Genomic DNA, 14,954 nt, shown 5'->3' with positions numbered 1-14,954 from the left:
ACTAGCCACTCATGGATGAGGAGCGAAACAAGGGAGGCGGATTACGGTGGAGTTTCTGTCATTGACGAAACATAACATAGAGTCTGAACACATCTGCTGTGCATTGGGTGCCAAACAATACGAGCAGGCAGTTGCGGAAAAAAAGGACTGGCTGACCGCGCGCATGGAAGAAGGGCTCGTTTTTTACCGCCTGAACGAACGGGCGAAGGTTTTTATTGAATACTTGCCTGCGGAAATGGCCTGGGCACCGATTGAAGCGCCCAATTACATGTATATCAACTGTTTGTGGGTTTCAGGCAGGTATAAAGGCAAAGGATACGCCAAGCAGTTGCTGGATCATTGCAGAGCGGATGCCGTCAGCCGAGGGATGGACGGCATCGTGCATGTCGCGGGGCGGAAAAATTACCCGTATTTAAGCGAGAAGCGTTTCTTTACACATATGGGATTCGCGGTCGTCGACGAAGCGGAGCCGTATTTTCAATTGTTGGCTTGGAAGTGGAACGAGCAGGCTGCCGCTCCAGCTTTTGCGAAGCGGGAACCGCTTTTTTTACAGCAGAAAGGCGTGGTCATTTTCTACACGGCGCAATGTCCGTTTGCTGTGGGCGTATTGGATGAGCTTGCGAAAGTGGCGAGCCGAAAAAATGTTCCTTTCCGTGCTGAGCGGATTACCACCAGGGCAGAGGCGCAACAAGCCCCTACGATATGGACGACCTTCGGCTTGTTCTACAACGGAGAGTTTGTTACGCACGAGATATGGAGCGGAAATAAATTTGAGAAATGGCTGGATGAGCTTCACGTCAGCCGCAATTGAGTTTGGCAGAGAAAAAGGGAAAGGCAGGAGGGGGCTTCTGCTTTTCCCTTTTTCTTATAGCTGCAAAGGGCAAGAGTGGATACGGACGACCTGCGCAGGAGCCAGCAGCAACATTTTCAAGTCGCTTCCTCACAAATTCCGCTCCAACAATCTCCCCATTTGTTCAGCCAAAACCTTTTGCGAGACAGGCCGATTATTTGCAAACCACCATTCCACCAGCCCGACCAGGGCGGAGGCTACAAACTGAATGATCACTCCTTGATCAAACCCCTGATTTTTCCCCTCGGTTACATTCACTTCTTTTTTTACTTCATCAATGAGATAGTCCAGAAATCGCGTGCGGAAATAAGGTGCTCCTTTACTGGTGAGCATCAGCGAAAAGAAAGCGTAATGTTCTTCAAAGTATCTGCTCCAGATTTCGGTGGCTTCGATAAACTCCAGTTCGGAAGAAGATTCACACAGTATCCGGAGCTGTTCGATGTGGGCCTCGATCAGCTTGTCCAGCAAGTCGTACTTGTCCATGTAGTGCAGGTAGATCGTGCCCCGGCTTACGTTGGCTTTGTCGGAAATGTCCTGGATGGTAATGGCGTCGAAACTTTTTTCCGCCATCAGCTCAATGACTGCTTTTTTTACGGCTTCTTGTGTTTTGAGGATGCGTCTATCCACCTTCGCCATGAGTTGTCACCCATCTTTCTATCGATCATGTACAAATGATATCGATTTGTTCATTACTAAACAAACGGCAGGAATCTAACAATTGTAGATTTGCTAGACATATTTATAATAATAGACATATGTTTAATAATATATCAACGTTTATTATCTTTTGCCGCACGAAAGTTACTGACGGAAGGAGGGGCGCTGGAAGAGCTTGACTGTATTCAAATAAAAACCTTCTATAATAGACGAACGATAAGGAGACTTCGACATGAAAACATCGATCACTTTTAAAAATGGTCTTTTGCATATGGCAGGCGATCTGTACTTGCCAACCGATTTTGACGAAGCGAAAAAGTATGCTGCGGTCGTGACTGTGCATCCAGGCGGAGGCGTCAAGGAACAAACGGCTGGCCTGTATGCACAAAAGCTTGCCGAGCAAGGATATGTTGCACTGGCATTTGATGCGTCTTATCAAGGGGAAAGCGGTGGCGAGCCGCGCCTGTTGGAAGATCCTTTTGCCAGAGTGGAGGATGTTCGCAGCGCGGTAGATTATTTGACCACGCTCCCGTTTGTCGATGCGGAAAAAATCGGGGCGCTTGGCATCTGCGCAGGCGGCGGTTATGCCGTAGCGGCGGCGCAAACAGAACGCCGGATCAAAGCGGTGACGACGGTCAGTGCGGTCGATATCGGTGCGATGTTCCGCGGGGAAGACAGTGCCGCGGCATTGCAAACACTCGAAGCAGTAGGGAAACAGCGCACGGCAGAAGCAACAGGCACCGAAGCGATGTTTTTGCACTGGGCGCCGAACTCGCTTGAAGAAAGAGCGCAAGCAACTTCCGTGCTCATGCAGGAAGCTTACGACTACTACCGGACTCCTCGTGCGCAACACCCAAATTCTACAAACCGCTTCCTGTTCAGCAGTCTCGACAAGCTCATGGCGTTCTCGGCAACGACCAATATCGGCACCTTTTTGACGCAGCCGCTCCTGTTGATTGCAGGAAGCGAAGCAGATACGCGCAGCTACAGCGAGCAATTTTTCGCTTTGTCGAATGGGCCGAAAGAACTCTTTTGGGTAGAAGGCGCAACACATATCGCGATGTACGACATTCCTGAGTATGTGGCGCAAGCGGTAACGAAATTGACGGCGTTCTTTGGTGAAAATCTGTAAGGCTATAAGTATGCATGCAGAAAAAGGCTAAGCCCCCGCTTCCAACGGTGCTTGGCCTGTTCTTTGTGTTGGGCGATGCGAGCAGCCAATCAACTGCTGCTACAATCAATTGGACAGCGCTGGCTAAGGTCTAGTAGACTAAGAAGCAAAACAGACAGAAACACGAGTGGACTTGAGGGGAGGGGCCTTGGTGGATATAGATGAGCATTTGCGGCTATGGGATCACGCTACTGTCAAAATACTGGATGTCCGGCAGGTGATGCTGGACCCGCACGAGAAGCGATCTGCCTACAGGCTGCCCGCCAGCTTTTTTCTCCTGGTCACTCGTGGACGCGCCTATGCAGCCGTGGACGGGGTTTTGCAAATGTTTGCACCGTTCAAGGTTGTGCACGGTGGCAAAGGGACACAACTGGAGATCGTCCAGACGCTTGAGGCACTGGAATACTATCTGATTTGCTACAAGGCGACAATGCCGCTCTCCTGCAAAAGCGAGCTGCTTCAGGCATTGGAACAACATCGGCCTTTTCATGCCCCATTTGCCATGGAGCCGCGTTCCCCTCTCGCGTTGCTTGATATCGTTCAAAATATGCAGGGACTTGTCGGGCAAGAGGGCCAATGGGAAAAATTGCGCATCAAGTCGTTGTTCTATCAATTTCTGTTGGAAGTATACGGACAACTGCGGGACGATCACAACCGAGTCACGACAACCGATCCCGTCACACAAGCCATGACGTATATGAAAACGCATTTTGCCCAACCGATCACAGTCGAGTTTCTGGCAGACATGTTCGGTTTGAGTCCTGGATACATGGCAAGACGCTTCAAAAGTCGCACAGGAACAAGCGTCATCGAATACGTGATTCAGATTCGCATTCAGCAAGCGAAAACATGGCTTTCGCAAACAGACGCTTCCTTGCAAGAAATTTCCTCGCGGATCGGGTACGAGGATGTGTATTATTTCAGCCGTTTGTTCAAAAAACGCACAGGACTGTCGCCAATCGAATTTAAAATGTCCCAACGTCAGCATAATCCATCTGCAAGGTCAGAATCGTCTATTGTCCCACTTTCGGCTCACTGGTATATTGATGATGTTAATAACGAGAATCATTATCATTATCTTGTGAAAAGAAAGGACCCTTCCTCCATGTACAAAATGACGAGATCTTCCTTGCCTTTAACCGGACTGTTGAGCCTGCTGCTGTTCCTGTCCGCGTGCTCGGGCGGGGCAAGCCTGAATGCCCAGCCTGTCAGCAGTCAAAACGCGAGCAGTGCAGAGGCGCAGACAAAATCGGCAGAGCAGGCGGTGGCGCAAACGAAAACGGTCAGCACGATTTTCGGAGACGTAGTGATTCCCGCCAAGGCGAACCGAATTGTCACGAACAATTTGTTGTCGTCGATTTTAGCTGTGGGAGTAACACCAGTCGGCGCACTAAAGCCTTACATTGACAACCCGTTCATCTCCCAGGATGTGGCTGGTGTCGAAAGCATCGGTGAGGAATGGACGGTATCGCTGGAAAAAGTCGTTGCTTTGTCTCCCGATCTGATTATTATTGATACGAACGACAAGAGCGAATACGAGAAGTACGCGAAAATTGCCCCTACCGTTGCCGTTCCGTTCGGGACGTTCAAAAACGATCATGAGGAAGTCCGCTATTACGGCAAGCTGTTGGGGCGTGAAGCCGAGGCGGAAGCGTGGCTGGCCGAATACGACCGCCGGGCAGAAGCAGCGAAAAAGAAAGTCGAGGGGCTGTTCCCCGCCGGAGAGACTTTTGCGCTCATGCGCTGGGAATCCGACTTCCGCATTCTCGGCAACAGATGGGGCAGGGGTGGACAGGCGATCTACGATATTTTGCAGCTGAACCCGCCACCGATCGTGAAGCAGGAGCTGTGGGGCGACACCCAGCAACTGTCCATCTCCGAGGAAGTGCTGGACAAATACGCTGGCGACCACATTTTTATCGTCAGTGGCAAAGACAACCGCCAGTTTGAATCGAACCCGATGTGGAAGCAGTTGAAAGCGGTCAAAGAAGGCAAGGTCTACTGGTTCGAATCGGAGCGCTACTCCTATTGGGACCCGATCACGACGATTGCCCAAGCCGAAGAAATCGCGGATATGCTGGTGGCGAAGTATCGGAAGTGATGCGGGATCGAGAAGCCCAAGCAGGGGATCATGCTTGGGCTTTTTTCTGTGAGAAATATCTGGTATTTTTCATGAAATTGGATGTGACGGCTTGCGGTCAACCAAAAACGGTTATGACTGTTTGGGAATAGCTTGGTTAAACTCGGACGCTCCCGGCAAAGTATCTTCTAGGACTGTTGCAGGCCAGCCAGCGAAAGATCGCCGTACATATCTACTGTCCAAATATCATTGTGATCCGCCCACTGTTTTAAGCTGACGCTATATAACCAGCCGTCTTTCGTGATGACTAAAATATGCCGCTGATTTTCGCTTTTGCTTATAGTTTGAAATGACTCCATTTCTTTTTGAAAATACTCAGAGATAAAAGTGCGCAATACTTTTTTGTAGTCTTTGCGATCGGGATCGTTTTCAAGGCTTTTCAGCTTGGTTGTGTCAAATTCTTCGACAGAATTAAAGTCATGAATCAACTGGAACCGCTCGACCAGCTGGTCCCGATCTACAATATGAACAGGCGAGGTGGGGTTCGTATTTTCTTTTGGTTCGCATCCAATCAAGAGTAATAAAATCAGACAATAACTTGCTAATTTCATCTCAACGACCCCCTTTTCTTTTTTACTCCACACTCTTCAACGACCCGATCATATCAATCCTGCCAACCTTCCGTTTCAGCAGCAAGTTAGACAAAAGCGTGAGCAAAAACGCAAGCGCAACAGAAGCGACTAGCACAAATACATTCAATTGATCAGGAATCTGTTGATGGCTGCTGGACAGTGCCTTCACGATCATCCGATAAACATAGCCGCTGAGCGGCAGAGCGACAATGACCGCAAAGGCGGTCAGGATCATGTTTTCCCAAAAGATCAGCCGATTTATTTTATGTTTCGGATAGCCCAATACTTTCAAGGTCGCAAGCTCGCGGTTCCGTTCGTAAATGTTGATGGAGGATATGGTGTAAATGGCGCCAAAAGACAGGATGATCGCGCAAACGATAAACAGGATAAAGACAAAACTGTTTTGCTGCAAAATATATTGTGCCGATTTCTTCAGATCGTTTTTATCCGCAATCGCATCTACCCGATGATCCTGCTCAAAAAAGGTGCGAACCGTTGCCAGGTTTGTTGGGCTGGCTACTTCCACCAAAAGCGTGTTCGGGCTGTAGTCTATGCCAAAGCTCTGCAAATAGGCTGGCGTGCTGTAAAACGCCGGATTCGAATACTGTGTTGATACATGTAAAACCTTCATATCTACCCACATATTTTTCAACTCGGGTGCGGTGAATTGCACTTGGATGGTATCGCCTTCGGAAATACGGTATTTGTCCGCATACGATTTGGGTACGAGAACGCCGTGATCTTCCAGAGAAATTTTATTCCCGTTTTCGTCGAAGAAATGAAGCAGGCTGTTGCTCTTTTCCGTAACAACGAAAGTGGTATTTTCTGTTTCAGTGCCTTTTCTAAATGCAACAGGAAAAGTCGCTAAAAAATAGCCGCTTTTGCTGCCAGGAGGCAACTTTAGCTGTTCTAGAGATGTGCCTTTTGCAAAATCGACACGCAAATCGTACGTGTAAACCTTTTCGATTTGGCTTGCTACTTGCAGCAAAGCTGTCTGCGTGCCGAAAGCAGCGATCAGTAACACCGTGCTGATCACAACGCCAATCGAGCTTGCCAAAGCCTTTTGCTTGTTTAAAAATATATTACGCAAAATGAGCTTGTAGCTGTAGGACAGCCGATTCCAAACACCCGGGAATCTTTCTATCCACAGTTGTTGCATCGTTTTGGGCGGTTTGGGACGCATGGCTTCCGCTACGCGTTCTTTTAAAATGCTTCTGCCACTCAAATAACAGGACAACATGCCAAAAACACTGGAAAAGAGGAGGGGCGGGAGGACAGAAAAAACAGACATGGAGTAGGTGATACCAGGCAGAGAGTAGGCTCGCGCGCTCGAAGCAGTCACTAAGGGAACGAAAACAATAGCGGCAACGACGCAACCGATGATGGAACCTGCGATAGCGACCAGGACGGGATACCCCATGTAATGAAGCATGATCGTTCTTGTCGGGACACCCAAGGCTTTCATAATGCCAACTTGATTTCTTTGCGAATCAATCAGTCTCGACATGGTCAGAAAAAGAATAATAGCTTCAATCAAAAACAGCACAAAAGGGATAACTTTGCTCATCAAGTTGTTGTTGTGAATCGTCTGATTAATTTTCGAGTAACTGAAAGTCCGTTCTTTACTGATTTGATCCACATAAGCAAGGTGGCTGGACTGCGCTTCGATAGATTTGCCCAAGCTGTCGATATCGTAGCCATCCTGCGCATCGATCATCACCTCATTGTAAGAAAAGCCGCCTGCGATTTCGGGTATCGTCGCTTCGGCAATATAGCCGATTCCGTACGCTTGGTGATCTTGAATGTCGTTCTTTTTCGCATGCTCGACGTTCTCGCCCAAGCCGCTGATGGTAAAGCTCACACTTTTTTCGTTCGCACGCAAATGGATTTGCTCACCGATCTGCAGCTGATTTTCTTTGGCGTAATGGGAGTCTAGCATGATTTCATTCTTTTTGTCCGGGATATGCCCTGCAATCAAAGTGGGCGTGTTTATTTCATTTCGCACAGGGATGGAGTGAATTTTTAGCGAGGTGTTATGACCTGCACTCACTTGTGTGGCGTCAAAGGTGTAGCGTCCTTCGATTTTCTTGATTCCGGCAATGCTGCTTAAATCGGCCAACTCGTCTTTGGAGATTTGTTTGTACGACACATATAAATCGCTTACATGATGTTCTTTGAAATAGCTGTTCACAAAAGCGCTCAGATTATCGCTGTACGTGGTCAGCCCCGCATAGAAAAAAGCTCCAACCGCTACGACCAAGACCAAGGCGATAAATTGACCGATGGATTGCCTGATATCCCTTGTTAGCTTCCAAAATAATTTCATCATCACCACTCGATCCCTTCAACGCTTTGTTTGCGATGATTAACGGTCACGCTCTCGATCATTCCGCTTTTTACCTTGATGATTTTATCGGCCATCGGCGCGATTGCAGAATTATGCGTGACCAGCACGACGCACTTTTTGGTTTCCTGGTTCAAATTTTGCAGGAGTTTCAGGACGGATTTGCCCGTCTCATAGTCCAAAGCTCCAGTCGGTTCATCGCAGAGCAGCAGCAGCGGGTTTTTCGCAACAGCCCTGGCAATGGCAACTCTTTGCTGTTCGCCGCCAGAGAGCTGGGAAGGGAAGTTTTTGAGCCGATGACCTAATCCGACCAGTTGCAAAATGTCTTTGGCCTTCAGATGGTTTTTGCATACTTCCGTGGCAAATTCAACGTTTTCCAACGCAGTTAAGTTGGGGATCAGGTTGTAAAATTGAAACACAAAGCCAACTTTTTCAGCCCGGTACTGCGTTAGTTTTGTCTCGTCGAATCTCGTAATTTCTTGGTTGCCGACAAACACCTGGCCAGAAGTAGCGGTATCCATGCCGCCAAGTATGTTCAAAATCGTGCTTTTTCCTGCGCCACTTGCCCCCAGAACCACGACAAATTCGCCTTCCGCGATGGAAAAATCAACTCCGTTTAGCGCCTTGATCGGGACTTCGCCGATTTTGTATTCTTTTGTGACGGCTTTGAATTGGATTAGCTGTTTCATTGAGTGCCCTCCATGAATAATGCATATGAATCCATAATATACCAATTTGTTGGAGGGACATCCTGCACCCGATGTAATTTTGTATCAGTCTTAGGGAGGAGTATCGTTTCACGATTATGCTTTTTCTTCCTAAAAAAGGAGCCATTCATGATACACTGTGAGGAATGGGGCGAAGCAGGGGTTAGCAAGAAGACTGTGGGTGAAATATTCAAACATTTGCGGCAAGCATTCGGAGCATAATCGCCGATCACTGAGAGGAGAATTGTATGAAAACATACGCAGCATCAGTTGAAGCTATACTTATCGCTGACAATCCCGAGACTTTCGTCACACGCCGTATCCCCGAGACAAAACTGGAGTTCGGAGGCATACCGGGTGACCGACATTTTGGCGTGACTTTCGGAGCAGACTCCCGTCAGACGATGTATCCGCGCGGAACCGAAATCTTGAACCGTCGCCAAATCACGGTGGTGTCCCAAGAAGATTGCGCCATCATCGCCGAAAACTTGAAAGTTCCGTTTGTTTTGCCCGAGTGGCTGGGGGCTAATCTTTTGATAAGCGGATTTCCTGATTTGACAAGCCTGACGATGGGCTCGCGAATCCTGCTGCCGAGTGGAGCGGGTCTTATTTGTATGGGAGAAAATCTTCCTTGTGTCCATCCCGGAGAAGAAATTCAAAAAAATTACGATGCAGAGGCACACCCAAAATTGGCCGGACGCTTTGTAAAAGCGGCATTCAAGCGTAGAGGGATTGTTTGTGCCGTCGAATGTCCCGGCACGATCAAGCTGGGGGACCAGGCTCAGATTCTCGTGAATAACCTTGCCAATCCGATGCAATAAATCATGTTGCTGCGCTGGCGAATGTTCATGAAGTAACGAAAAAGGTGGTTAAACCCGAGAAGCTTCAAGAGGTTTAGCCACCTTTCTGTTTTGTATTTTTCACCGCAAACTGACAGACTCTGCAGGTGTTGAGGGCGTATGCGCGACTTGACGTGACGGATGGCGCGGTAAGGTCAAAACAGCATGAACCCGAGCAGATGCAAGACTCCCAATACGCCCATTGGATAAATGAGCAATCTTGAATACGTGTTCGTAAAGTTATTGTTCGGATGCTTCTCAAAGAAATAGTGGATGATCGAGTGAAAAATGAGAAACACATCTATGATGATGAAGGAAACGATTTGTTGACTGATAAACGAATACAATAAGATGGCATACAGGGGAAGATGGAGGATGGTAAATACTTTGAAGGCGCGGCCATCGTCCATATCTTTCAGGATGGCGAACATTTTCCACTCTTTGGCTCTGATTGCATCCATTTCGTGCAAGAGCAGGAGAGAGAAATTGATGGAGAAGATTACGAGCAAGACCGATGACAAAATGGCCACCCTCTTTCATTGCTGATTACCTACATTAAATCATGTTGAAATCTGCCAAACAAATGAAAGAATGGTGAATGTTGTGTTGGAAATAGCTGCAGCAAAATCGTCAATTTTAGAATGTACATTATGACATTTAAATGTTGACAGCATCAACATCTGCTATCTTCCTAAAACAACATTATTCTTCCGTTAATGTAGAAGACTAGACTCCTATGAAATCAAGGAGTTCTAGCCCTTTTTCCTACAACTATTTCAAAGCCAACAACGTCACACTCTCTACATGCGCTGCTTGGCAAAGTGAACGCTCTGCTGTGGTATCTATATAATAGCTTAATATCGCAGCCTTCTTATCTTTCATTAGTTACGTACAAACCCGAAAAAATACCCTAAGTTTTGTAACATCTAGAGTTTCCATGAAGTCGTCTCACGTTTAAAGGTTCCAATTATAACTTCTGCCTGCATGTGAATCTGTAATCCTCCTCTGGATTTTAACTCATTCAGCAGGGGGGAATTGCTGCATACTTTTATCTTGTTCTGTGGCACTAACGTTATCCATCTGCTACAATTTTCTGTATATGATTAAGGAATGATTGCATAGATATATTTTTGTTTAGTAAAGCGATTAACAGGATAGTTCACGTTTTACATGGTGGCTATTTGAGTATATCCATTTATTATTAGGGGAGGAGAGAGAATAATATGAACATAGAAAATTATATTGAAGCTCAATATAGAGAATTGCTTTCTAGTAGTACGCCAAACGCAGAATTTTCTGGATTGTACACCAGTGTAGAGCATGCACGATTACGTGAATTATTGGCAACACTTCATTATGATTTTATTTCTTTATTTAGAACTATGAACGAGCGACTTCCTACAAATGATAATGGTGCACACTTTTGGGCAGAGCCAAGCCGGAAGCTAATAAAAACTATCGAAATAACATTAGGCTTATATACTGCTCTCAAAAACACAAAGTTTGCTTTTGAGATAACTGGCTATTATTTTGAGCTAATAAATAAGTGCCGCAACTTTTTAAGTTCAAGCGGTGGAAGCACTCTACCTGTGCATATGCAGAAAATAGACTTATACTATACAATACCGCTTTTTAATCCGAACAGTATTGTAACAATAGATCATCCTCAAACAACAAGTTCCTTTCCATTAAACCTTATTGGAAACGGCTCATATGCCAATGTTTACAAGTATCGGGATACATTTTACAATAAAAATTTTGCGCTAAAGCGGGCAAAAAAGGACTTAACACAAAAAGAACTTGAAAGATTTAGACGTGAATTTAACGAGATGAAAGAATTTTCGTCACCCTATATCCTTGAAGTCTATCAGTACAATAAAGCAAAAAATGAATATATAATGGAGTACATGGACTATACTCTTGACAATTTCATCCAAAAAAAACAATTCATCTATGGCAATAGGGTTACGAAAGAGTATTGTAAATCAAATTTTGCGTGCTTTTGAATATATCCACTCAAAGAATAGATTACACAGAGATATTAGTCCGAAAAATATTTTGATAAAAAAATACCACGATATTCATGTTGTGAAAATCGCTGATTTCGGCTTAGTCAAAGTCCCAAACAGCTCACTTACAACTGTTAGTACTGAATTTAAGGGTTACTTCAATGACCCTTCTCTAGTTGTTGATGGATTTGATACTTATAGTATTCTTCATGAAACATATGCTTTAACAAGAATTGTGTATTTTGTGATGACAGGAAAAACCAATACCGAGGCAATACCCAATTCGAAGTTACGGGATTTTGTAAATAAGGGGCTGCATCCAGATAAATCAATGCGTTTCAAAACAACAACTGAAATGGTACAAGTTCTTCGGACTATTCCTTGAAATCAACATGGGCACGAGAACCGTTATAAAGTCATCGTGCCCATGTCTTCATAGAAGGATATTGATACCAAAATTCTTAATCTTCACTGAGCAAAAAATCTTTTTCTTGTAGTTTTACGACACATTACGAGAACCCGCCGAACAGACCTTTGTTATAGCCAATTCAAAGAAACTGTACCGTATTACCACTTTATGAAATCAAATCATTTCATCCCTGCCCCACTCCAAACCTGCAAACATGCAGCTTCCACGTGTATCGCATGACAAGTCTAGCATTTAACACCTTACATGCTTGCGCTTGAAACCAAGCTGTCCTTTATCTACTGCTTTTTGAATATTTTCGAAAGCGTGTATGAGCTTGCTTTTGTTTTTGTCCCGTTTGACTTCTACCGGGCCTACTGCCTTGGCAGTCTCGACAGCCTTGTCATGGAGCGGCACATAAGATACAGCCACCGTGTACATAAAGTTGTTCATCGCGTATTTTGCTCGTTCGGGAGCAGCGTGAATCGTGCGTTGCACCAGATCAAGCATACTGGAAATTTTGTCCACGGAGAACTCACGATCCGGACGATTCCCCAACAGCCAGCAGTAGCAGCTCCAACCCGCCGACATTCGCAACTCTTCACCGCTTGCGATCCATTTATCGGCAACCTTTTGGGCAATATCTGATTCCGCTAAAGTTACGGCAACCACATAATCGGACAGCATGTAAAAATAAGCCGCATCCATCCAACGTTCATAATCTGCTTCCGTCATCGCATGGGGGTCTGCAATGATGCCGGCAAAGTACATAGCGTCGTAGTTCCCTGTTGCGTAAAGCTCCTCGGCCAGAGGCTGATTGATTTTTGTTTTCTTGAAGATGGGCTTCATCGCGCCTGTCGCTACGCCAAAAAGCGGTTCATGCGCGCCGTTGGAAATGTACATCTTCTTGAGTCGTTCTTTACCGAGAGCCTCAAGCTCCTGCATCACCATATCGGCATTCATTGTCTGACGCTCCCTTTCTGCAGCGGATTTGCCCGGTTTCATTGCATTTTGATTGTCAACAGCGACACCGACTCCACATGCGCCGTATGCGGAAACATATCCACCGGCTGCACGCTTTTCAGCTCATACCGCTGCATCAGCTTCGCAATGTCCTTCGCCAGCGTCGATGGGTTGCAGGACACGTACACGATCTTCTTCGGCCGCACGTCCAGCAAAGAGCGGATCAGCGCGTCATCCAGCCCGGTACGGGGCGGGTCGACTACGACGACGTCCGGGCGCGTGCCTTGCTTGGCCCATTTCGGCATGAGCACCTCGGCGCGGCCTACGTGGAAGCTTGCGTTCGTGGCCTGGTTGCGCACGGCGTTGCGGTTGGCGTCTTCTACGGCTTCCGGGATCAGCTCGATGCCGCGCACCTCGCGCGCGTGCGGGGCGAGCCAGAGGCCGATCGTTCCGGTGCCGCAGTACAGATCGAGCACCAGTTCCTTGCCCGTCAAGGCAGCCGCCTTTTTGACCTGATCGTACAGCTTTTGCGTCTGCTCCGGATTCAGTTGGAAAAAGGCGCGGGCGGACAAATCAAACGACAGTTCCCCGAGCTTTTCCGCGATAGAAGGTCTGCCCCACAGGGAGAGCGTCTGGTCGCCGAAGACAAGCGATGTTTTTTGCGCGTTCACGTTTTGCGCGATGCTGACCAGCTCGGGCAGGCGGGTGCGCAGCTCCAGGAGCAGCTCTTTGACGCGGGGAATTTCTTTTGTGGCCGTTACGAGCGTCAACTGCGTCTCGCCTGTGGCAAAAGCGACCCTCGCCACGAGCGTGCGGATGACGCCTGTCCGCTTTCTTTCGTCGTACACAGGGATGCCCAGCTCTTCGATGATTTTTTTAGCGACTTGCACGATCTTCGTCGTCGCCTCATGTTGCACCTGACAGCCTTCCAGATCGACGAGCTTGTGGCTGCCTGTCTGGTACAGTCCGGCGATGAGCTTCCCGTTTTGCTTGCCGACCTGGAATTGTGCCTTGTTGCGGTACGACCACGGATTGTCCATCCCGATAGTCGGGGCGACAGGCGGCTCAGGCAGGCGGGCGTACTTGCGCAGCGACTCGATGACGATTTCCTGCTTGCTTGCAAGCTGTGCCGCGTAGTCCAGATGCTGCAAGCTGCATCCGCCGCATTCCTTGTACACCGGACAGGGAGGAGTGGCGCGATCTTTTGATTTTTCCACCACGCGAAGCAGCCGGGCTGTCGCGAATTTTTCCCGCGCTTCCGTCACTTCTGCGTGCACGACCTCTCCTGGGAGCGCTCCTTCTACGAATACGATCTTTCGTTTGAAATAACCGATTCCTTCGCCGTTGATCCCCAGGCTTTTTATGGTGAGCGTCATTTGCTGACCGACGCGTATGCTTGTTTCTTGTTCCTTTTTCGATGTAGTCATTTTGTTCTCCTCAGAGCATTTCAGTATCTCCTCATTATAGTCCATTCCCGGACTTGTTGCATGGGGAGGGCGCAGATCGGATCTGCCGATATGTTCACAAATAATGGCAACTTCCTGTGCAGGCTTGTTTTTGTTATAATGGGGCGGAGAATACTGAGGGAGTTGTGACGCTAGATGCAAGAGCTATTCGACAAAATGAAAGAGTATCTCAACATGGATACCGAGATTTCCTTTGATGAGTTTGACGGGTACTACAAACAAGTAGTCGCGTTTTTGAACGACAACTGGAAAGAGTTGAACGAGGAAGATAGCATGCGCATGCTGTTTATCTTGGACAATCTCAAATCGAACGGTGAAGATCGCTCCAAGCGCAAAGTGAAGGAAGCGAAAAAATACGCAAAAATGGCGCAACGCACAGAAATCTGGGCAAATGCACTGATTGGACGCCTGCGTGAAGCTGGCTTGACTGATGAAGAAATCGGCAAGCGCTACGAAGCGATTTACGAAGCGGTATAAATTTGCGACGCACCAAAAAGAAGGAGAGAGCCACTCGCAAGCGGGCTTTCTCCTTCTTTTTGCATGCAACCAGACCAAATGGAATATCGGTTTTGTTTGACAAGAAAACAGACTCGCATTATAATTTGTAACTAATAATTTGAATAGTTTGTTATCAGTTGCGTAGAAAAGGAAGAGTAGGAGCAGAGAGCAGCGTGCAGAGAGCCGTTCCCCGTGCTGAAAGAACGGACGCCCAGCCTGTTTTGAAAATCACCTTGGAGCAGTGCCCTAGAACGCAGTCGCAAAAAGCTGCAAGTAGAGGACAACGGATTCGTCTCCGTTACCCGGACGGGGGTTCCCATCGTGGAACTTCT

The 14,954-nt window shown here is 47.3% G+C and carries 14 protein-coding genes; 7 read left to right on the top strand and 7 right to left on the bottom strand.

From position 1 onward, the window contains the following. Nucleotides 1-46: 46 nt before the first annotated feature. Nucleotides 47-811, top strand: a complete 765-nt coding sequence (locus tag M2298_RS21465; protein ID WP_280649075.1) for a GNAT family N-acetyltransferase — start codon at nucleotides 47-49, stop codon at nucleotides 809-811. Between the two features lie 129 nt (nucleotides 812-940). Here the strand turns inward: M2298_RS21465 and M2298_RS21460 are convergent, their stop codons facing one another. Further along, nucleotides 941-1,486 (bottom strand): TetR/AcrR family transcriptional regulator, encoded by a 546-nt coding sequence (locus M2298_RS21460; RefSeq protein WP_280649074.1) that lies wholly within the window; start codon nucleotides 1,484-1,486, stop codon nucleotides 941-943. A 253-nt stretch (nucleotides 1,487-1,739) separates the two neighbouring features. Between M2298_RS21460 and M2298_RS21455 the strand changes: the two genes are divergently transcribed. After that, nucleotides 1,740-2,639, top strand: a complete 900-nt coding sequence (locus M2298_RS21455) for an alpha/beta hydrolase (RefSeq protein WP_280649073.1) — start codon at nucleotides 1,740-1,742, stop codon at nucleotides 2,637-2,639. 190 nt (nucleotides 2,640-2,829) lie between these two features. Beyond that, a complete protein-coding gene (locus M2298_RS21450) occupies nucleotides 2,830-4,779 on the top strand; it encodes an AraC family transcriptional regulator (RefSeq protein WP_122966187.1) in 1,950 nt (649 codons plus the stop codon). A gap of 167 nt (nucleotides 4,780-4,946) precedes the next feature. On the opposite strand, the gene M2298_RS21445 is transcribed toward M2298_RS21450, so the two are convergent. From M2298_RS21445 to M2298_RS21435, 3 genes are read right to left on the bottom strand one after another with little or no spacing between them, the layout of a single operon-like run. Then, entirely contained in the window at nucleotides 4,947-5,369 is a 423-nt protein-coding gene (locus M2298_RS21445) for a hypothetical protein (RefSeq protein WP_280649072.1), read from the bottom strand. A gap of 22 nt (nucleotides 5,370-5,391) precedes the next feature. Then, nucleotides 5,392-7,719: an ABC transporter permease gene (locus M2298_RS21440; protein WP_481752858.1), complete on the bottom strand. Its 2,328-nt coding sequence runs from the start codon at nucleotides 7,717-7,719 to the stop codon at nucleotides 5,392-5,394. Further along, nucleotides 7,719-8,423, bottom strand: coding sequence for an ABC transporter ATP-binding protein (locus M2298_RS21435; protein WP_122966186.1), 705 nt, complete (start codon nucleotides 8,421-8,423; stop codon nucleotides 7,719-7,721). Before M2298_RS21435 ends, M2298_RS21440 begins: the two co-directional genes overlap by 1 nt. 266 nt (nucleotides 8,424-8,689) lie before the next feature. Here M2298_RS21435 and M2298_RS21430 point away from each other — a divergent pair, with 266 nt between their 5' ends. Continuing rightward, nucleotides 8,690-9,262, top strand: coding sequence for an MOSC domain-containing protein (locus M2298_RS21430; protein ID WP_122966185.1), 573 nt, complete (start codon nucleotides 8,690-8,692; stop codon nucleotides 9,260-9,262). Nucleotides 9,263-9,435: 173 nt separating this feature from the next. On the opposite strand, the gene M2298_RS21425 is transcribed toward M2298_RS21430, so the two are convergent. Beyond that, nucleotides 9,436-9,801, bottom strand: a complete 366-nt coding sequence (locus M2298_RS21425) for a DUF6713 family protein (RefSeq protein ID WP_348521719.1) — start codon at nucleotides 9,799-9,801, stop codon at nucleotides 9,436-9,438. A gap of 702 nt (nucleotides 9,802-10,503) precedes the next feature. Here M2298_RS21425 and M2298_RS21420 point away from each other — a divergent pair. Both M2298_RS21420 and M2298_RS21415 read left to right on the top strand, forming a co-directional pair. Beyond that, nucleotides 10,504-11,286 carry a protein kinase domain-containing protein gene (locus tag M2298_RS21420; RefSeq protein ID WP_217365173.1) on the top strand — a complete coding sequence of 261 codons (783 nt, stop codon included), beginning with the start codon at nucleotides 10,504-10,506 and terminating at the stop codon, nucleotides 11,284-11,286. Next, on the top strand, nucleotides 11,234-11,674 hold the full coding sequence (locus tag M2298_RS21415; RefSeq protein ID WP_217365172.1) for a protein kinase domain-containing protein: 441 nt from the start codon (nucleotides 11,234-11,236) through the stop codon (nucleotides 11,672-11,674). Before M2298_RS21420 ends, M2298_RS21415 begins: the two co-directional genes overlap by 53 nt. Before the next feature lie 276 nt (nucleotides 11,675-11,950). Here the strand turns inward: M2298_RS21415 and M2298_RS21410 are convergent, their stop codons facing one another. Together M2298_RS21410 and rlmD are read right to left on the bottom strand one after the other, a co-directional pair. After that, nucleotides 11,951-12,658 (bottom strand): DNA alkylation repair protein, encoded by a 708-nt coding sequence (locus M2298_RS21410; RefSeq protein ID WP_280649070.1) that lies wholly within the window; start codon nucleotides 12,656-12,658, stop codon nucleotides 11,951-11,953. A 38-nt stretch (nucleotides 12,659-12,696) separates the two neighbouring features. Beyond that, the gene (rlmD, locus tag M2298_RS21405; protein ID WP_242772557.1) at nucleotides 12,697-14,085 is read right to left on the bottom strand and encodes a 23S rRNA (uracil(1939)-C(5))-methyltransferase RlmD; all 1,389 of its coding nucleotides are present in this window, start codon (nucleotides 14,083-14,085) and stop codon (nucleotides 12,697-12,699) included. Between the two features lie 174 nt (nucleotides 14,086-14,259). Between rlmD and M2298_RS21400 the strand changes: the two genes are divergently transcribed. Beyond that, nucleotides 14,260-14,601, top strand: coding sequence for a hypothetical protein (locus M2298_RS21400; RefSeq protein WP_063228784.1), 342 nt, complete (start codon nucleotides 14,260-14,262; stop codon nucleotides 14,599-14,601). Nucleotides 14,602-14,954 lie beyond the last annotated feature (353 nt).

This window comes from Brevibacillus sp. 1238 (assembly GCF_029892995.1).
In the GTDB taxonomy this organism is placed as follows: domain Bacteria; phylum Bacillota; class Bacilli; order Brevibacillales; family Brevibacillaceae; genus Brevibacillus; species Brevibacillus parabrevis.
The sequence above is the reverse complement of the archived record's forward strand: the minus strand, read 5'-3'. Positions and strand labels throughout refer to the sequence as shown.